Here is a 16,960-nt window from a genome sequence, read left to right as displayed (position 1 = left end):
GACATGTACGCACCGACCCCCGACGACTGGCACGCCGCCAACCGCGCCCGCTGGGACGAACGCGTCCCGATCCACGTCGCCAGCGAGTTCTACGGCCTCGACGACTTCCGCGCCGGCAAGGACCCCCTGCGCGACTTCGAACGCGCGGAGGTCGGCGACGTCTCCGGACGCTCCCTGCTGCACCTCCAGTGCCACATCGGCCTCGACACCCTGTCCTGGGCCCGCCACGGTGCCTCGCGCGTCGTCGGCCTGGACTTCTCCGAGCCGGCCGTCGAGACCGCCCGGTCGCTCGCCGCCGACCTCGGCCTCGCGCCGGACCGGGCGGCGTTCGTCGCGGCCGACGTCCACGACGCCGCGGAGGCCGTGCCGGACTCCTCGTACGACATCGTCTACACCGGCGGCGGCGCGCTGTGCTGGCTGCCCGACCTCGACCGCTGGGCGGAGACGGCCGCCTCGCTGGTCGCGCCCGGCGGATTCCTGTACGTCGCCGAGTTCCACCCGCTGGCCGACTCCTTCGACGACGAGACCGGGACCCGGATCGTCAACGACTACTTCGTGCGCGACCCCTGGGTGGACACCTCGTCCGGCACGTACGCGGACCTCGACGCCGCGACCGTCCACAACCGCAGCGTGGAGTGGGTCCACCCGGTCGGGGAGGTCGTCACGGCCCTCGCGAAGGCGGGGCTGCGCATCGAGTTCCTGCACGAGCACGAAGCGACCCTGTACCCGCGCTTCGAGACCCTCACCCGGCACGAGGACGGCTACTACCGCTTCCCGGCCGACCGGCCCCGGATCCCGCTGATGTACTCGATCAAGGCATCGAAGGCCGCGTAGGGCCCGTCGGCCGGGTAGGACGCGTAGGCCGCGCAGGCGACGCGGGCCGCGCCGAGGACGGCACCCTGATGACGGCGCGCCCGCCCGTCAGATCCACCGTGGAGCGGTGCGGCGGGGCGCCGTCCTCCTCGTCGTCCCGCATCACGAGGGAGCTCTGCCGCTCCTTGAGTTCGTTCTGCTTGCCCTGCGAGAAGGTGGCGTGCAGCTGCTCGAAGCCGGTGGAGGAGATCTGGCCCGACCGCCGCCCGCGCCCGGTGGCGCGCAGGATCTGGTCGCCGAACGCGAGCGCGGTCAGCAGGATGACGAGCCCCGGCAGGGTCACGAACACGGCGAACTCCATGCCGCCATTCTCACCCCCGCCCCCTTGAGGGGGAAAGGGTCAGACGAGCCGGTCCTGCCCCAGCGGCGCGTGCAGATCCGGGCGTACGTGGTGCAGCCGGCGTCCGTCCGGCCCCAGCACCTGCGCGCCCGACTTGTGGGTCCGCAGGCTCAGTGTCGTCCCGGTGATCCGCAGGGCGGGCGCCGCCCGTTCCATCGTGGTGGTGATGTCGTGCAGCTCGCCGACCGAGCGCAGCCAGGCCCCGACGATCAGCTTGTGCCCGCCGGTCACCGAGGTCACCAGCCGGGTCTGCCGTAGCCGGGCCATCGCCGCCGCCGTCGACACCACCGCGAGCGAGGGTACGTCCGCCCTGATCAGCGCCCACACCGGCCGTCCCGAGAAGCGCGGTGCCGGCACGCAGTGGTGGATCAGCAGGTCGCCGGCCGTCAGGGCGTCCAGCCGGCGCCGCACCGTCGACTCGCTCGCCCCGCAGATCCGCGCGAGCTCCGCCGCGCTGCGCCGGGCGTCCCCGGCGAGCTCCAGGACCAGGTTCTCGTCGAGCTCGGTCAGCTGCCGCGGACGCCGCCGCGGCGCCCTCTTCGCGCCCTGGCCGCCCTGCGCGGGCACCGTGGGGCCGAGCAGCTGCCGGGCCTGGCGCGGGGTCAGCTGGTCGAGCTGCCACAGGTTGCGCGCGCTGTGCACCCCCGTGACCAGCTGGGTCCGCGAGCGGGTCACCCCGGGCAGCCGCTGCACCCGCAGCGACAGGTAGGAGTCCAGGGCCGCCAGGTCCGGGCAGAGCACGAGCAGCACCAGGTCGGTGTCCCCGGTCACCTCGTGCACCCCCAGGGTGTACGGGTCGCCGGACAGCGCGATCGCGGTCTCCTCGGAGCGGCCGGCCGCGCAGTCCACCTCCACCCACGCGTACAGCGGCGCCGCCCGGCCTTGATGGCGGATCAGGAAACCGTTCCACGCGTAGCCGCCCGCCGTCAGGTGGTCCCAGCGGCGGGCGAGGGTGTCGGGTCCGGCGCCGAGCACGGCCGAAAGCTGTGTCCAGCTCGCCCTCGGAACGAGTTGCAAGGCGTGGATCAGCGCCAGATCCGGCTCTCCCAGGACGGTTTCCCCGGATGGCATGCGTCTCCTTGGTCGATTCACGGCAAAACCTTGGCCGGTTTGCTTCGGGCCCCCAGGATTTTGACCCAGGGGCATATGCATTCAAGCCGTACCCGCGGTGCCCCGCTTTGAAGTCAGGTTGACGAGACCTGATCCACAGCGACGGGGCGGACAGGGGCAGATGGCTGAAACGGGGCGTTCGTTGGCGGGCCGCGAGCAGGAACTGGCGGTCCTGCGGGGCTCGATACGCGACGGAGCGAGGCTGCTGACCCTGACCGGGCCCCCGGGCCCGCTCAAGTCCCGGCTCCTGAGGGAGGCGTTGCGGCGCGAGGGCGTCGACGCCCTGTGGGAGCCCGCCGAGCTCCTCACCCCGGAGAACCTGCCCGCGCTCGCCCGGGTGCTGCGCCGCCGGCTCACCGCCCCCGGAGCCCCCCGCGTCCTCGTCCTGGACGGCTGGGAGCGGCTCGGGTCCCGTGGCACGGCCCTGGTGGCCGGCCTGCTCCGCGAGGCACCCGCCTTCGCCCCCGGCCTCACCGTGCTCGTCACGGCCCCGCGGTCACTGCGACTCGTGGAGGAGCGGACCCTGGCCGTCGCCCCCGCGCCGGACGGACCGGGCGGACCGGGCGGACCGGGCGGCCCGGACGGACCAGAAGGCTCAGACGGCCTGGACGGCCCGGACGGCCCGGACGGCGCCAGGGAAGACGGCCCGTCCGCCCTCCAACTCGCCGCCGCCGAAGACGGCTACGCCCAGTGCGACCCGCTGGAACAGCTCCTCTGGGAGCGGATCTCCGTCTTCGAGGGCTCCTTCGGGCGCGAGGCCGTCCGCGAGGTGTGCGCCTCCGGGGCGCTGCCCGCCGACTTCGTCCTCGACGTCCTGGACCGGCTGGCCCCGCTCGTCCTGCTCCCCGTGGACGACGGCGATCCCGGCGAGGAGCGCTACTGGATGCCGCCGCCGATGCGCGCGGTCGGCGCCCGCCGCCTCGCCGAGCGCGGGGACCGCTGGGCCGTCGTCCTCCACCACCGAAGGTGGTACGTGAAGGTGGCCCGGCGGGCGACCGACTGGTGGCAGGGCGGACGGCAGCACGACGCCCGCGCGCTCTCCCTCCTCGAACTCCCCGACCTGGCCGCCGCCATGGACCCGACGACCGCGCCGCTGTCGCCGGCCGCCGAGGCGGACACCGCCGTCGAGATCGCCGTCGCGCTGTGGTTCCTGTGGGTGGCCTGCGGCCGGGTCACCGAGGGCCGGTCCCGGCTGCGCCACGCCCTGTCCCTCCACCCGGGCCCCCTGCCCGCCCGCGCCCTGTGGCTCGCCGCCTACCTGGAGCTGGAGGCCGGCCACCCGGAGGACGCCGACCCGCTCCTCGCGCGGTCCTGGGCGGCGGCCGTCCGCGAGGGCGACGACAGGTGCCTGGCCCTGCTGGCCCATCTGCGCGGCTCCACCGCCCTGTACCAGGGCCGTACGGAGGCGGCGGCGGCCGAGTTCCGCGACGCCCTGGAGGGGATCGCCGAGTACCCCGACCTCGGCCCGACCCGGCAGCTCTGCTGGACCTCCCTCGCCCTGGCCCGGGTCCGCACCGACCCGGAGGCCGCCCAGGAGGCCCTGGACCGGGCCGACGTGCGCAGTTGGGCCGGGCGGGACGTCTGGGCCGACGCCTGGGCGCAGTACGCGCGCGCCGAGCTGCACTACTGGGACGGGGAGCCGGGCCGCGCCGCGGAGCGCGCCACCCGCGCCCTGCGGGAGCACCTGCGGATCGGCTGCGTCTCCGGAGCGGCCTGCGCGGCGGAGCTCCTCGCCCAGATGCGGATCCTGCGCGGCCGGCCCACCACCGCGGCCCATCTCCTGGGCGCGGTCGACCTGCTGCGCTCCTCCACCTTCGAGGACGGCTACCGCCCCGCGCACTTCTGCTCGCCGTCCCGCGAGCGCAGCGAGTCGGCCCTGCGCGAGCACCTCTCGGCCGGGGAACTGCGCCGGGCGTACGAGGAGGGCGCGCGGCGCGGCCTGCACGCGCTGGTCGCCGAGCCTTGACCGTACGCGCGCACCGCCCTGCTCCGACAACGGTGTCGGAGGCGCTGTCTACGATGAGCGCATGTTCGCCTACGTCGTGTGCGCCGTGTTCCTGCTGCTGTTCGGGGCGGGTGTGCTGCGCGACCGGCGCCGTTTCGCCAACGCGGTGTACCTGGGACTCGCCGTCACGTTCTTCGGCCTCGGTCTGCTGGCCGGGCTCGACGACACCCACCCCGCGATCTCCGTGACGGTGATGGTCGTCCTGCTGCTGGTGCTGGCCCTCGGCCCGCTCGTCCTGGCGGGGCTGCTGTGCGCGAACGGCGTGAAGATGGTCCGCAAGGAGGGCCGCCGCCCCGCCAACCTGCTCTCGCTCCTGGCCGGTCTGGGCATCTTCGGCGTGATCGCCCTGATGGCCACCGCGGTGATCACCCGCTCGAAGTCCCTGGGCATCGTCGCGGGCACGCTGGTGATGGTCCTCGCGTACGTCTCCTTCCTCTTCCTCTGCTTCATCGGCTACGCCTTCCTGTACGGCAGGATGCGCATCCGGCGCGACGCGGACTACGTGGTCGTCCTCGGCTCGGGCCTGATCGGCGGCCGTCGGGTGCCGCCGCTGCTCGCCAGCCGGCTGGACCGGGGCCGCGAGGTGTACGAGGTGCTCGCCGCGCGCCGCGAGGTGGACCGGACGCCGGTCCTCATCACCTCCGGCGGACAGGGCCCGGACGAGGAACTGCCCGAGTCGCACGCCATGGCGGACTACCTGGTGGAGCGCGGGTTCCCCGAGGACCGTGTCCTGAGGGAGGACCGCTCGCGCACCACCGAGGAGAACATGCTCTTCAGTAAGAGCCTGATGGAGCGCGACCGCCCCGGCTCCGAGTGCGTGATCGTGACGAACAACTTCCACGCCTTCCGGGCCGCGCTGATGGCCCGCAAGGCCGGGGTGAACGGGCAGGTGGTGGGCTCGCCCACCGCCGCGTACTTCTGGCCGAGCGCGACCATCCGGGAGTTCGTGGCGGTCTTCCTGGAGTACCGGGTGGTGAACCTGGGCATCTGCGCGGCCCTGATCCTGCTGGGCTGCCTGGCCTGGGCCGTCAGCTAGGTCGTCGGCCAGCCGGTCGGCCGTTCCGTCGGCCGACGTTCCCCGCGCCGTCGCCCTACGCTGGAACGGAGGGGCGGCCACCCGCGGCGGAGGCGACGTCATGAGAGCACGGCACCACTTCCACATCGACTACCGGGGCCACTCGGTCAGCGCGACCGTCCAGACCGGCCACACCCCGGTCGTCGAGGTCCTGGTGGACGGCAAGGAGACGGGCCACGCCACGACCCGGGACGACCGCCCGGTGACGGTCCGCATCGAGCTGCCCACCGACCCGCCGACCCCGGTCACCGTCCGGGCGACCCCGGGTCCGGGAGTGCCCCGCTGCCTGCTGCTCGCCCCGGAGCACCCGGACGGCCACGTCATGGCCCCCCGCATCTACTGAGCCCGGCGACTCGGCCGGGACGTCACGCGCCCACGGGCCCCCACAGGCGCACTCTGGCCGGGACGGCTCAGGAGACCCAGGCCATCCCGATCAGCAGGAAGACGACGAAGGCGATCGCCCCGGCGACCGCGGCGGTCCTGCGGGGCCGCCGCCGCGATATCGCGGCCAGCGGGTTCTCGGCCGGCGCCTGCGCCCGCCGCCCCCGGGACACGGGCGCGGTCGGCGGCGCGTGCTGCGCGGGCGCGTGCCGCTCCCGCTGGTGCGCGGGCGGGGCCGGGGCGGGCGTCACGGCCTGCGGCAGCGGGAGCGGCTGGTCCCGCCACGCCCCGGAGCTGAACCACTCGGCGATGGCCTGCGCCCCCGGCCGCTGCTCCGGCTGCTTGGCCAGCAGCGACAGCAGGAAGGACTCGAACGCGGCCGGCATCACGACCCCGGCCTGCCGCGGCGGCGTCGGCGGGGTGTCGATGTGCTGGTAGAGCAGGGCCGTCGCGGTGTCCCCGCGGAACGGTGTCTGCCCGGTGAGCAGTTGGTAGAGCACGCAGCCCAGCGAGTACACGTCGGAGGCGGGCGAGGCGGGCTGCCCCAGGGCCCGCTCGGGCGCCAGGTACAGCCCGGTGCCGACGATCTGCCCCGTGGTGGTGAGCGCGGCCGACGGGTCGTCGACGAAGCGGGCGATGCCGAAGTCGGCCAGCTTCACCGTCCCGTCGGCGTCCCGCAGCAGGTTTCCGGGCTTGATGTCCCGGTGCACGACGCCTTCCCGGTGCGCGGCGGCGAGCCCGGCCGCCGCGTGCGCGGCGACGGTCGCGACCTGCTCGGCCGACAGCACCGGCGCCTGCCCCCGGTCCCCGGCGAGGCTGTCCCCGTGGACCAGCTCCATGACGAGGTACAGCTTGCCGTCCCACGTACCGAAGTCGAAGACGCCGACGACGTGCGGGTGGCTCAGCCGCGCCGCGGTCTGGGCCTCCATCCGGAACCGGTCGGCGGCGGACGGGTCGTGTTCGTGACCCAGCATCAACTTCACGGCCACGTCGCGCCCGAGCACTTCGTCGGTGGCCCGCCACACCTCGCCCATGCCGCCCCGCCCGACACACATGTGGAGCCGATATCGGTCCGCGACCAGCACCTGAGACCCACCCTTCTTCTCGACGCCCCATCGTAGAGCCGGTTCCTGAGGCGGCTTCAGGCCGGGGACGCGCGGGGCCGTTCCGCCCGTGCGCCGGGGGCGGGGGATCAGCCGCCCAGCGTGATCAGGGCCGCGATCGCCGGGCCGAAGGCGCCGCCGAGCTGGTAGCAGAGGTTGAACAGGCCGATCGCCGTGGGGCGCTGGGCGCCCGGCGCCGCCTGGGTGGCGTACACCGCGAGGGTGGCCTGGCCCGCGCTCGTCGTGAAGACGGCCAGCGTCGCGACCGGCAGCAGCAGCGGCGCCCAGGGGCTCAGCACGGCGGTCAGCGGGGCCAGCGCCCCGACCGCGAGCAGGACCGCCAGGACCTTCGGCCGGCCGAGCCGGGCCGCGGCGGCGGCCATCAGCATGGAGAGCACGGAGCCGACGAGGAGGGCGACGAGCTGGCCGGTGCCGATGAGCGAGGTCGACCAGTCGGTGCGGTCGCGCAGCAGCTGCGGGATGGTGAAGAGGAGGGTGAAGTACGAGGTCGAGAAGGCGCAGGCGAGCAGGGCGGAGAGGGCGAACGCCCGGGTGCGCAGCAGCGACGCGGGGACGAAGCCGGTGGGGTGGGACCGGACGTGCAGGGCCAGCAGCGCGCCGCTGACCAGGGCGGCGGCCACCGCGGGGAGCGGGTGGCGGGGGATGAGCACCAGGGCGGTCGCGGTCAGGACCAGCAGGGCCGCGCCCCGGGTGTCGAAGGGGGTGGTCCGCTCGGGGGCGGACAGGTCGGCGCGGCGCATGACCGCGGGCAGGGCCAGGAGGGCGACGGACCCGACGGCGAGGGCCGCGCGCCAGGAGAGCGCGCCGGAGATCGTCGAGCCGAGCAGCGGCCCGACGGCGCCCAGCGTCCCGAAGCCCGCCGTGATGACCCCCATGCGGCGGACCGAGCCCGCCAGGCTCATCGCGGCGGTGACCAGGCCCGCGCCGCCCACCGCCTGGGCCGCCCGGCCCGCCATGGCCAGCGGCAGCCAGGGCGCCACGGCGACGACCGCGGTGCCGGCCGTGATCAGGACCGCGCTCAGCCGCAGCGCGGTGCCGAGGCCGCGGCGCCGCAGCAGGCCCGCCATGAGCGGGGTGCCGACCGCCATGGCCCAGGCGAAGACCGTGACGAGCCAGGTCGCCGTGGCGGTACGGACACCGAGCGAGCCGGCCATGTCGGGGAGGATCAGGACCGGGCTGTTGGCGCTCGCGGCGATCGGCGCGGCCAGCAGCGCCAGCCAGGCGACGGGCACGGGGCGCGAACCCGGAGCGGCGGGAGGGGCGGGAGTGGCGGGGCGGGTGCGGTCGAGCAGGGACACGACGGGCTCCGGTCGGCAGGGAGGAAGGAAGGAAGGCAGCGAGGCGGGGCGGGGCGGAGATGAGGCGCCCTGCCGTTCAACCTTGATAATCTCAACGTTGAGATAAAAGCACCGCGACTCTCTCAACGTCAAGTGTCTTAACGTTGAGAAGATGTCCATTGAGAGGAGTGAGGGCCATGAGCGATGCCGTGGACGCGATCGTCGGCCAGTGGGTCAAGGAGCGCCCGGACGTGGCGGAGGACCTCTGGCCCGTCGAGCTCTTCGGCCGGATCCAGCGGCTGGCCCGGGTGATCGACAAGTCCGCCAAGACCGCGGCGGCCGCCCACGGTGTGGAGCACGGCGAGTTCGACGTGCTCACCACGCTCCAGCGCTCGGGCCCGCCGTACACGCTCACCGCCGGCGCCTTCCTCAAGGCGTCCATGGTGACCTCCGGCGCGATCACCAACCGCATCGACCGGATGGAGGCCAAGGGCCTGGTCGAGCGCGTACGCGACGGCGACGACCGCCGCACCATCAGGATCCGCCTCACGGACCACGGCCACGAGGTCACCCGCGCCGCCTTCGCCGACCACCTGGCGAGCTACGCCCGCCTCCTCGCCGACGTCGACCGCGCCCTGGTCGCCACCACCGCCGACGGCCTCCGCCAGGTCCTGGAAGCCCTGGGCGACACGGACATCACGTAACCCCGCACCCTCCGCCCCCGGCTGCCGCGGCCCAGCCCCGACCTGACGCCCCGGCAGCCGGCCCCGCGCACCCCGCGAAACCGACGGGAAAAGCCAGAAGGGCCCGGTTCGATTTCTCGAACCGGGCCCTTCTGGTCTTACGGCTGTCGGGGTGGCGGGATTTGAACCCACGACCTCTTCGTCCCGAACGAAGCGCGCTGCCAAGCTGCGCTACACCCCGATGTCGCTGCTTTGTTCTTCACGTTGCGGCGACATCGATTACTTTAGCCCACCCGCGCCCAGAGACGAAATCCGTTTCACACGGCCCACGGGAGACGGCCGGAAACGGTCCACCGGGACCAGGGCCGGGCCCGGCGCTCAGGGGCGGGCGCCGGGGGCGGGACGGCCGCAGGGCGCGGCGCACCCGTACGGGGTCACGGCCTCAGCCGCGGGCCGTCAGGGTCAGCAGGGTCACCTCGGGCGGGCAGGCGAAGCGGACCGGGGTGAAGCGGTTGGTGCCGCAGCCGGCCGAGACGTGCAGGTACGAGGTGCGCCCGTCGACGGTGTGCGTGGAGAGGCCCTTCACGCGGTCGGTGTCCAGGTCGCAGTTGGTGACCAGGGCCCCGTAGAAGGGGATGCACAGCTGCCCGCCGTGGGTGTGGCCGGCCAGCAGCAGCTCGTAGCCGTCCGCCGTGAACGCGTCCAGGGCCCGCAGGTACGGCGCGTGCACCACGCCCACCGAGAAGTCGGCGTCCTGGTCGGGGCCGCCCGCGACCCGCTCGTACCGGTCCCGCTTGATGTGCGGGTCGTCGACGCCGGTGAAGGCGAGGTCGAGGCCCGGCAGCTTCAGCCGGCCGCGGGTGTTGGTCAGGTTCACCCAGCCCGCCGCGTCGAACGCGTCCCGCAGCCCCTCCCAGGGGTTGTGGATGGCGCCCACCACCGGCGGGTTGCCGTTGAGGCCGTGCCGGCCGTGCATCTTCTCCTTGAGATACAGGGCGGGGTTGCGCAGTCGGGGCCCGTAGTAGTCGTTGGAGCCGAAGACGTACACGCCCGGGAACTCCATCAGCGGGCCGAGCGCGTCGAGCACCTCGGGCACGGCGTTCGGGTCGGAGAGGTTGTCTCCGGTGTTCACCACGAAGTCCGGGCGCAGCCCGGCCAGCGACTGGAGCCAGGCGCGCTTCTTGTTCTGGCCGTTCACCATGTGGATGTCGGAGACCTGGAGGACCCGCAGGTCGCGCATGCCCCGGGGCAGCACCGGGACGGTCACCCGGCGGAGCCGGAACGAGCGGGCTTCGAAGCCCGCCGCGTAGACGATGCCGGCCGCGGCCGTCGCCGTGAGGCCTGCCGTGATCTTCAGGGGGATCCCGTACCGTGCGCGCATCCCCTTATCGTCGCAGACCCGATGGGCGGAAATGCGCGGGCGGTCCGGGCGCGGCACCTGACACACTGGGACCCATGACCACGCTGAAGGCCAAGCTCCACGACGACCTCACCGCCGCGATCAAGGGACGCGACGAGCTGCGCTCCTCGACCCTGCGGATGACCCTCGCCGCCATCAACAAGGAGGAGGTCGCGGGCAAGACCAAGCGCGAGCTCTCCGAGGACGAGGTGCAGACCGTGATCATCAAGGAGGCGAAGAAGCGTCGCGAAGCCGCCGACGCCTTCGCCCAGGGTGGTCGCGCCGAGTCCGCCGCCCGTGAGCTGGCCGAGCGCGAGGTCCTGGACGAGTACCTGCCCAAGCAGCTCTCCGACGCCGAGCTGGAGGCCATCGTGGCCGCCGCCGTCGCGGAGGCGAAGGGCGCCGGTGCCGAGGGTCCGCGGGCCATGGGCGCCGTCATGAAGATCGTCAACCCCAAGGTCGCCGGCCAGGCCGAGGGCGGCCGCGTCGCCGCCACGGTGAAGCGCCTCCTCGCCGGGTGACCTGACCCCGCGTCCGTACGAAGAGGGGCGCCCCTCCCGGAGTCCGGGAGGGGCGCCCCTCTTCGTGTCCTGCGCGCTCGTGCCGGAGAGCGCCGCTATCCGTTACCGCCGCCACCGCGCCCGTTGCCGTGCCCGTTCCCGCCGAACAGGTCCGGCGGGATGGTGATGCCGCCCGGCAGGGTGCCACCGGGGCGCCGGTCGCCCGGCTTGTTGTCGTCGCCGGGGCGCTTGTTCTTGTCCTTCTCCTTGTCCTCCGGCTGGGCGCCGCGAGGAACGGTGATCGGCACGAAGCCCGGCGTCTCGGAGGCGTTGAGCGCCCCGGTCATCGCGATCTTCCAGATCGGGCCCGGGAGGCAGCCACCGCAGACCTTGTCGTAGTACTGGCCGCCGATGGTGATGTCGTACATCGAGGTCTTCTCGCCGACGTCGTCACCGACCCACACCGCCGTGGACAGGTTCGGCGTGTAGCCGACGAACCAGGCGTCCTTGCGGTCGTTGGTGGTACCCGTCTTGCCCGCGTTGTCGCGGTCGCTCAGTCCGGCCCGGGTACCCGTGCCGTCCTCGACGACGCCCTTGAGCATCTGGTTGACGGTGTCCGCGGTCTTCTCGGTCATCGCCCGCGAGCACTCGGTCTGCGGGACCTTCAGCTTCTCGCCGTTGGCCGTCGTGATCGACTCGATGGCGACGGGCGTGCAGTACGTGCCCCGGTTGGCGAAGGTCGCGTACACCGCCGCCATGTCGAGCGGGGTGGACTCCTGGCCGCCGAGGGTGATCGAGGGGAGCTCCTTCAGGCTCTTGCCGAGCTCCTTCTCGTACCCCATCTTCTTCGCCATCTGGACCGTCTCGCAGAGCCCGGTCATCTGCTCCAGCTGCGCGAAGTACGTGTTGATGGACTTGCCGAGGGCGCTGGTCATGTCCCAGCTGCCGGCCTCGGACTGCATCTCGTTCTGCAGGTCCCAGTTGCCGCCGCCGGACGGGCCGCCCTTGCAGGTGCTGTACGAGCTCATCGGCACCGAGATCTTCCACGGCGTCGAGAACGACTGCGCCGGGCTCAGCCCCTTCTCCAGCGCCGCCGCGGCCGTGATCGGCTTGAAGGTCGAGCCGACCTGGAAGCCGTACGTCGTGCCGCCCATCTTCTTGCCGACGGCGAGGTTGAGCGTCGTCTGGTGCAGCTTCTGGTCGAGGCCGTACGGGCGGGACTGGCCCATCGACAGGATCTTGCCGCTGTTGGGCTGGACCTGGACCACCGAGGCGGCGACCTTGTCGTCCTTGTCGATCTTGGCGACGGCGGCCTCGTTGGCGGCGGCCTGGGCGCGCGGGTCGAGCGTGGTGCGGATGGTGAGACCACCCAGGTTCCACCGCTTCTGGCGCTCCTCGGACGTCTTGCCGAAGACCGGGTCGTTGAGGATCGTCTTGCGGACGTAGTCGCAGAAGAAGCCGGCCCCGTCCACGGCGGTGATGCAGCCGTTCTTCGGCGTCTTCACCTTCAGCTTGATCGGGGTGGCCTTCGCCTTGTCGGCCTCCGCCTGGCTGACGTCCTTCACGTCGGCCATGCGCTGGAGGACGATGTTGCGCCGCTTGGTCGCCTCCTGGATGTCGTTGACCGGGTCGTAGCGGCTCGGCGACTGCACGAGGCCGGCCATCATCGCGGACTCGGCGAGGGTGAGGTCGGCGGCCGGCTTGGAGAAGTAGCGCTGCGAGGCGGCCTCGATGCCGTACGCCTGCTGCCCGAAGAACGTGATGTTGAGGTAGTTCTCCAGGATCTTCTTCTTGCCGAGCTCCTCCTCGACCTGGATCGCGAACTTCAGCTCGCGCACCTTGCGGCCCATGGTCTGCTGGGTGGCCTGCGCGACCTTCTCGGGGTCGTCGCCCGCCTCCTCGACGAAGACGTTCTTCACGTACTGCTGGGTCAGCGTGGAGGCGCCCTGCGACACCCCGCCCGACTGCGCGTTGCGGTTGATGGCGCGCAGCACGCCCTTGAGGTCGATCGCGCCGTGCTCGTAGAAGCGCGAGTCCTCGATCGCGACGATCGCCTTCTGCATGTACGGCGAGATCTTCTCGATCGGTACGACCTTGCGGTCCCGCGAGTACACGGTGGCGATGTGGCCGCCCTCTGAGTCGAGGATGGTGGTGCGCTGACTCAGCGGCGGAGTCTTCAGATTGGACGGGATCTCGTCGAATCCCTCGACCGTGCCCTTGGCCGCCAGTCCGAGTGCTCCGGCCGCGGGCAGGGCGATGCCCGCCAGCACGGCTCCGGAGAGCACACTGACACCGAGGAACTTGGCGGCCTGCTGGGTCCCGGTCAGACCACCGCCCGAGCGCTTCTTTGCCATGGGGGCAGCCTACGTTCTCATTCGCCGGACACGCGTATATGCCTTGGCCTAAGCTGCTCTCAACTGTCACAGCAGTGTGGTCTCGCATCAAGACCCGTGCGTGACGTAGGTGTGAAATTCCGTGTACCCGAAGCACGGGAAGTTCATGCCCGAATTCGGCTCATGTCCGATAAGGGTGCTATGTCCTTCGGTCACTCCCCTGGGTGATCTGACGCGTACGCATAGTCCGTTCGGACCATTCAAGATTGGGCCCGAAGGGGGTGTTGCGCTGTGCCCACCTTCCGTAACGTCCCAACTGGCAGCGGTGAATATGCCGCTACCGCCGTGGGGGAGCCTCGATTCGGGAGAGGACGGCGCCGGTATGGGCTGGGTAGCTGACTGGAGTGCGCAGGCGGCCTGCCGCACTACCGATCCGGATGAACTTTTCGTGCAGGGAGCGGCGCAGAACAGGGCAAAGGCGGTGTGCACCGGATGCCCGGTGCGGACCGAATGCCTCGCCGACGCCCTCGACAACCGTGTGGAATTCGGCGTGTGGGGCGGCATGACGGAGCGCGAGCGCCGCGCCCTGCTGCGCCGCCGGCCGACCGTCACCTCGTGGCGCCGGCTCCTGGAGACCGCGCGTACCGAGTACGAGCGGGGCGCGGGCCTGCTGCCCGTGGCGATGGACGACGACGCGACGTACGAGACGTACGCGGCCGCGGGCTAGGCCGGACGCCCGGTCGACCTACGACGGCATGCGACCCGTCGTCAGACGGTCACCGATGGCCCGCAGACCGGCGAGGTCGTGCACATCGCCGGGCAGGGCGGCCACTTCGGCGACCGCCACCTCGGGGTGGAGCGCGGTGAAACGATCACGCGTGCGCTGTTCACGTGCGAGCACCTGCATCCGCTCGGCATGGAGACGGAGCAGTCCTGCGGTGAGCTGGTGGACATCCGTGTCCGCCTCGGCTGTGGGGGCAGCCTCGGACACGGGCGGTACGGCGGCGGTCTCGGGCGAAGTGGCTCGGGGGCCACGCCCAGCAGTCTTCCCGCCCCCCTGATCCACAATGCGCCCCTCGTCAAGATTTTCCGCGGCGGCCCGCGCCCGCTCGGCCGACAGCCGGGCGGCGCCGCTGGCGTGGACGCGGTTGATGACGAGACCGGCCAGCGGCATCTCCTCCGCGGCCAGCCGCTCCACGAAGTACGCCGCCTCGCGCAGCGCGTCGCGCTCCGGCGTCGCCACCACCAGGAAGGCCGTGCCCGGCGCCTGGAGCAGCTTGTACGTGGCGTCCGCGCGGGTGCGGAAGCCGCCGAACATCGTGTCCATCGCCGCCACGAAGGTCTGCACGTCCTTCAGGAACTGACCGCCCAGCAGCTTCCCCAGCGTCCCCGTCATCATCGACATGCCGACGTTGAGGAACTTCATCCCGGCCCGGCCGCCCACCTTCGCGGGCGCCATCAGCAGCTTGATGAACTTCCCGTCCAGGAAGGAACCGAGCCGCTTCGGCGCGTCCAGGAAGTCCAGCGCCGACCGGGACGGCGGCGTGTCCACCACGATCAGGTCCCACTCGTCCCTGGCCCGCAGCTGGCCCAGCTTCTCCATCGCCATGTACTCCTGCGTACCGGCGAAACCGGCCGACAGGGACTGGTAGAAGGGATTCTCCAGGATCGCCCGCGCCCGGTCGGGGTCCGCGTGCGCCTCGACGATCTCGTCGAAGGTCCGCTTCATGTCGAGCATCATCGCGTGCAGCTCACCGCCGTCGGAGCCCTTGATGCCCTCGACCTTCCTGGGCACGTTGTCCAGCGAGTCGATCCCCATCGACTGCGCCAGCCGCCGCGCCGGGTCGATGGTCAGCACCACGACCCGCCGGCCGCGCTCCGCCGCCCGCACACCGAGCGCCGCCGCGGTCGTCGTCTTGCCTACCCCGCCCGCGCCGCAGCACACGATGATGCGGGTGGCCGGGTCGTCGATCAGCGGGTCGAGCTCCAGGACGGGGACCGCGTCGAGACCGTTCGCCGTCGCGGCCTTCTGCGCCTCCGTCACGCGCCCACCCCTTGCCTCCGCAGTTCCTTCGCCAGCCGGTAGAGACCGGCGATGTCCGCCCCGTCGCCCAGGAAGGGCAGTTCGTACGCCGGCACCCCGATGCCGTCCAGCACCTCGCGCTGGGCCCGCTCCAGCTCCACCCGCTGGGCGTGCTCCGCGGCCTGTTCGAGCAGCGGATCGACCAGCTTCGTCCCGCCCTTGACGCCCGCCGCCGCCAGCGCGGCGGCGATGCCCTCGCGGTGGTCGCCGGAGGCGGCCCGTACCGCCGCCTCGTCGAGGACGTGCGGGCGGACCATGTTCACGATGGTCCTGCCCACCGGCAGTTCGGCCGCGCGGAGCTCCGCGATGCCGTCCGCGGTCTCCTGGACCGGCATCTCCTCCAGGAGCGTCACCAGGTGCACCGCCGTGTCCGGGGACTTCAGGAAGCGCATGATCGCCTGGGCCTGATTGTGTATCGGGCCGATCCGGGCCAGCCCCGCCACCTCGTCGTTCACGTTGAGGAAGCGGGTGATGCGGCCCGTCGGCGGGGCGTCCATCACCACGTAGTCGTAGCTGAAGCCGCCCTGCTTCTCGCGCCGCCGCACCGCCTCGCAGGCCTTCCCGGTCAGCAGCACGTCCCGGACGCCCGGGGCTATCGTCGTCGCGAAGTCGATCGCGCCCAGCTTCTTCAGGGCCCGGCCCGCGCCGCCCAGTTTGTAGAACATCTGGAGGTAGTCGAGGAGGGCCCGCTCGGCGTCGATGGCCAGGGCGAACACCTCGCCGCCGCCGGGCGCGACGGCGATCTTGCGCTCCTCGTACGGAAGCGGCTCCGTCTCGAAGACCTGCGCGATGCCCTGCCTGCCCTCGACCTCCACGAGAAGGGTGCGCTTGCCCTCGGTCGCGAGGGCGAGCGCGAGTGCGGCGGCGACCGTGGTCTTACCGGTACCGCCCTTGCCGCTGACGACCTGGAGCCTGCTCACGCCTTCGAGCCTAACCACTGCCGGCCCGGCCCAATCAGAGGGCCGCCCCGGAGAAGACCCCGACCCGACCCCGACCCGACCCCGAGGGGGCCTCCGGGCCTCCCGTCGGGGGACCGCCCCGGCGGGAGGGGCCCCCGGCAGCGGCTACAGTCGGCTCATGACCAAGTGGGAGTACGCGACTGTGCCGCTGCTGGTGCACGCGACGAAGCAGATTCTGGACACCTGGGGCGAGGACGGCTGGGAGCTCGTCCAGGTCGTGCCCGGGCCGAACAACCCCGAGCAGCTCGTGGCCTACCTGAAGCGGGCCAAGTCGTGAGCGGGGCCGTCGAGGCCAAGCTGGCCGAGCTGGGCCTGACCCTGCCGGAGGTCGTGCCGCCGCTGGCCGCCTACCAGCCGGCCGTGCGGTCGGGCGCGTACGTCTACACCTCGGGCCAGCTCCCGATGGTGGCGGGCAAGCTGGCGCTCACCGGCAAGGTCGGCGCCGAGGTCACGGCCGAGGAGGCCAAGGAGCTCGCGGCCACCTGCGCGCTGAACGCCCTCGCGGCCGTGAAGTCGGTCGCCGGTGACCTCGACCGCATCAAGCGCGTCGTGAAGGTCGTCGGCTTCGTCGCCTCCGCCGCCGACTTCACCGGCCAGCCGGGCGTCATCAACGGTGCCAGCGAGCTGCTCGGCGCCGTCCTCGGCGAGAAGGGCGTGCACGCGCGCAGCGCCGTCGGCGTCGCCGTCCTCCCGCTGGACGCGCCCGTCGAGGTCGAGGTCCAGGTCGAGCTCGTCCAGGACTGACGCCCCCAGACATCCCCGCCCGCGCCCGCGGGCGTACGAAGAGCCGGTTCTCCACAGGTGGTTTTCCACAGGCG

The 16,960-nt window shown here is 72.3% G+C and carries 17 protein-coding genes and 1 tRNA gene; 9 read left to right on the top strand and 9 right to left on the bottom strand.

Translation table 11 applies throughout. The annotated features are described in order from the left end of the window. Positions 1-3: 3 nt before the first annotated feature. Positions 4-834 (top strand): class I SAM-dependent methyltransferase, encoded by an 831-nt coding sequence (locus AB0Q96_RS08080; RefSeq protein ID WP_365322843.1) that lies wholly within the window; start codon positions 4-6, stop codon positions 832-834. Here the strand turns inward: AB0Q96_RS08080 and AB0Q96_RS08075 are convergent. Beyond that, a complete protein-coding gene (locus AB0Q96_RS08075) occupies positions 812-1,174 on the bottom strand; it encodes a DUF6191 domain-containing protein (RefSeq protein WP_365322841.1) in 363 nt (120 codons plus the stop codon). The genes AB0Q96_RS08080 and AB0Q96_RS08075 overlap by 23 nt on opposite strands. A gap of 39 nt (positions 1,175-1,213) precedes the next feature. Next, on the bottom strand, positions 1,214-2,284 hold the full coding sequence (locus AB0Q96_RS08070; protein ID WP_365322840.1) for an Lrp/AsnC family transcriptional regulator: 1,071 nt from the start codon (positions 2,282-2,284) through the stop codon (positions 1,214-1,216). 160 nt (positions 2,285-2,444) lie between these two features. Here AB0Q96_RS08070 and AB0Q96_RS08065 point away from each other — a divergent pair, with 160 nt between their 5' ends. The 3 genes from AB0Q96_RS08065 (at position 2,445) to AB0Q96_RS08055 (ending at position 5,746) form a co-directional block, all read left to right on the top strand. Then, a complete protein-coding gene (locus AB0Q96_RS08065; protein ID WP_365322838.1) occupies positions 2,445-4,289 on the top strand; it encodes a tetratricopeptide repeat protein in 1,845 nt (614 codons plus the stop codon). Between the two features lie 61 nt (positions 4,290-4,350). Continuing rightward, entirely contained in the window at positions 4,351-5,364 is a 1,014-nt protein-coding gene (locus AB0Q96_RS08060; RefSeq protein WP_365322836.1) for a YdcF family protein, read from the top strand. Between the two features lie 100 nt (positions 5,365-5,464). Beyond that, a complete protein-coding gene (locus tag AB0Q96_RS08055; RefSeq protein WP_361620841.1) occupies positions 5,465-5,746 on the top strand; it encodes a hypothetical protein in 282 nt (93 codons plus the stop codon). Positions 5,747-5,813: 67 nt separating this feature from the next. Here AB0Q96_RS08055 and AB0Q96_RS08050 read toward each other — a convergent pair whose 3' ends face one another. Further along, the gene (locus AB0Q96_RS08050; protein ID WP_365322833.1) at positions 5,814-6,839 is read right to left on the bottom strand and encodes a protein kinase; all 1,026 of its coding nucleotides are present in this window, start codon (positions 6,837-6,839) and stop codon (positions 5,814-5,816) included. A gap of 137 nt (positions 6,840-6,976) precedes the next feature. Next, entirely contained in the window at positions 6,977-8,206 is a 1,230-nt protein-coding gene (locus AB0Q96_RS08045) for an MFS transporter (protein ID WP_365322831.1), read from the bottom strand. 176 nt (positions 8,207-8,382) lie between these two features. Here AB0Q96_RS08045 and AB0Q96_RS08040 point away from each other — a divergent pair, with 176 nt between their 5' ends. Then, positions 8,383-8,889, top strand: coding sequence for a MarR family transcriptional regulator (locus tag AB0Q96_RS08040; protein WP_365322829.1), 507 nt, complete (start codon positions 8,383-8,385; stop codon positions 8,887-8,889). 146 nt (positions 8,890-9,035) lie between these two features. Here AB0Q96_RS08040 and AB0Q96_RS08035 read toward each other — a convergent pair. After that, positions 9,036-9,109, bottom strand: a tRNA-Pro gene (locus tag AB0Q96_RS08035). Between the two features lie 201 nt (positions 9,110-9,310). Then, positions 9,311-10,249, bottom strand: a complete 939-nt coding sequence (locus tag AB0Q96_RS08030) for a metallophosphoesterase (protein ID WP_365322827.1) — start codon at positions 10,247-10,249, stop codon at positions 9,311-9,313. Between the two features lie 74 nt (positions 10,250-10,323). Between AB0Q96_RS08030 and AB0Q96_RS08025 the strand changes: the two genes are divergently transcribed. Beyond that, the gene (locus AB0Q96_RS08025; protein WP_365322825.1) at positions 10,324-10,788 is read left to right on the top strand and encodes a GatB/YqeY domain-containing protein; all 465 of its coding nucleotides are present in this window, start codon (positions 10,324-10,326) and stop codon (positions 10,786-10,788) included. A gap of 95 nt (positions 10,789-10,883) precedes the next feature. Here AB0Q96_RS08025 and AB0Q96_RS08020 read toward each other — a convergent pair whose 3' ends face one another. Further along, positions 10,884-13,121, bottom strand: a complete 2,238-nt coding sequence (locus AB0Q96_RS08020) for a transglycosylase domain-containing protein (protein WP_365322824.1) — start codon at positions 13,119-13,121, stop codon at positions 10,884-10,886. 361 nt (positions 13,122-13,482) lie between these two features. Between AB0Q96_RS08020 and AB0Q96_RS08015 the strand changes: the two genes are divergently transcribed. Next, positions 13,483-13,827: a WhiB family transcriptional regulator gene (locus tag AB0Q96_RS08015; protein ID WP_207926774.1), complete on the top strand. Its 345-nt coding sequence runs from the start codon at positions 13,483-13,485 to the stop codon at positions 13,825-13,827. 18 nt (positions 13,828-13,845) lie between these two features. Here AB0Q96_RS08015 and AB0Q96_RS08010 read toward each other — a convergent pair whose 3' ends face one another. Both AB0Q96_RS08010 and AB0Q96_RS08005 read right to left on the bottom strand, forming a co-directional pair. After that, on the bottom strand, positions 13,846-15,144 hold the full coding sequence (locus AB0Q96_RS08010; protein ID WP_365322822.1) for an ArsA family ATPase: 1,299 nt from the start codon (positions 15,142-15,144) through the stop codon (positions 13,846-13,848). Further along, positions 15,141-16,103 (bottom strand): ArsA-related P-loop ATPase, encoded by a 963-nt coding sequence (locus tag AB0Q96_RS08005; RefSeq protein ID WP_365322820.1) that lies wholly within the window; start codon positions 16,101-16,103, stop codon positions 15,141-15,143. The genes AB0Q96_RS08010 and AB0Q96_RS08005 overlap by 4 nt, the downstream gene beginning before the upstream one ends. Before the next feature lie 157 nt (positions 16,104-16,260). Between AB0Q96_RS08005 and AB0Q96_RS08000 the strand changes: the two genes are divergently transcribed. Both AB0Q96_RS08000 and AB0Q96_RS07995 read left to right on the top strand, forming a co-directional pair. Next, a complete protein-coding gene (locus AB0Q96_RS08000) occupies positions 16,261-16,419 on the top strand; it encodes a DUF4177 domain-containing protein (RefSeq protein ID WP_123954897.1) in 159 nt (52 codons plus the stop codon). Next, positions 16,416-16,886, top strand: a complete 471-nt coding sequence (locus tag AB0Q96_RS07995; RefSeq protein WP_365322818.1) for a RidA family protein — start codon at positions 16,416-16,418, stop codon at positions 16,884-16,886. The genes AB0Q96_RS08000 and AB0Q96_RS07995 overlap by 4 nt, the downstream gene beginning before the upstream one ends. Positions 16,887-16,960 lie beyond the last annotated feature (74 nt).

This window comes from Streptomyces sp. NPDC093111 (assembly GCF_040683955.1).
Taxonomy (GTDB): Bacteria; Actinomycetota; Actinomycetes; order Streptomycetales; family Streptomycetaceae; genus Streptomyces.
This window is presented reverse-complemented; position numbering and strand designations above follow the sequence as displayed.

Excerpts from the sequence above, each read along its gene's own strand:
- AB0Q96_RS08055 (WP_361620841.1), top strand. The coding sequence starts at position 5,465 with ATGAGAGCACGGCACCACTTCCACATCGACTACCGGGGCCACTCGGTC.
- AB0Q96_RS08070 (WP_365322840.1), bottom strand. The coding sequence starts at position 2,284 with ATGCCATCCGGGGAAACCGTCCTGGGAGAGCCGGATCTGGCGCTGATC.
- AB0Q96_RS08030 (WP_365322827.1), bottom strand. The coding sequence starts at position 10,249 with ATGCGCGCACGGTACGGGATCCCCCTGAAGATCACGGCAGGCCTCACG.
- AB0Q96_RS08020 (WP_365322824.1), bottom strand. The coding sequence starts at position 13,121 with ATGGCAAAGAAGCGCTCGGGCGGTGGTCTGACCGGGACCCAGCAGGCC.
- AB0Q96_RS08075 (WP_365322841.1), bottom strand. The coding sequence starts at position 1,174 with ATGGAGTTCGCCGTGTTCGTGACCCTGCCGGGGCTCGTCATCCTGCTG.
- AB0Q96_RS08040 (WP_365322829.1), top strand. The coding sequence starts at position 8,383 with ATGAGCGATGCCGTGGACGCGATCGTCGGCCAGTGGGTCAAGGAGCGC.
- AB0Q96_RS08000 (WP_123954897.1), top strand. The coding sequence starts at position 16,261 with ATGACCAAGTGGGAGTACGCGACTGTGCCGCTGCTGGTGCACGCGACG.
- AB0Q96_RS08015 (WP_207926774.1), top strand. The coding sequence starts at position 13,483 with ATGGGCTGGGTAGCTGACTGGAGTGCGCAGGCGGCCTGCCGCACTACC.
- AB0Q96_RS08060 (WP_365322836.1), top strand. The coding sequence starts at position 4,351 with ATGTTCGCCTACGTCGTGTGCGCCGTGTTCCTGCTGCTGTTCGGGGCG.
- AB0Q96_RS08050 (WP_365322833.1), bottom strand. The coding sequence starts at position 6,839 with ATGTGTGTCGGGCGGGGCGGCATGGGCGAGGTGTGGCGGGCCACCGAC.
- AB0Q96_RS08080 (WP_365322843.1), top strand. The coding sequence starts at position 4 with ATGTACGCACCGACCCCCGACGACTGGCACGCCGCCAACCGCGCCCGC.
- AB0Q96_RS08025 (WP_365322825.1), top strand. The coding sequence starts at position 10,324 with ATGACCACGCTGAAGGCCAAGCTCCACGACGACCTCACCGCCGCGATC.
- AB0Q96_RS08065 (WP_365322838.1), top strand. The coding sequence starts at position 2,445 with ATGGCTGAAACGGGGCGTTCGTTGGCGGGCCGCGAGCAGGAACTGGCG.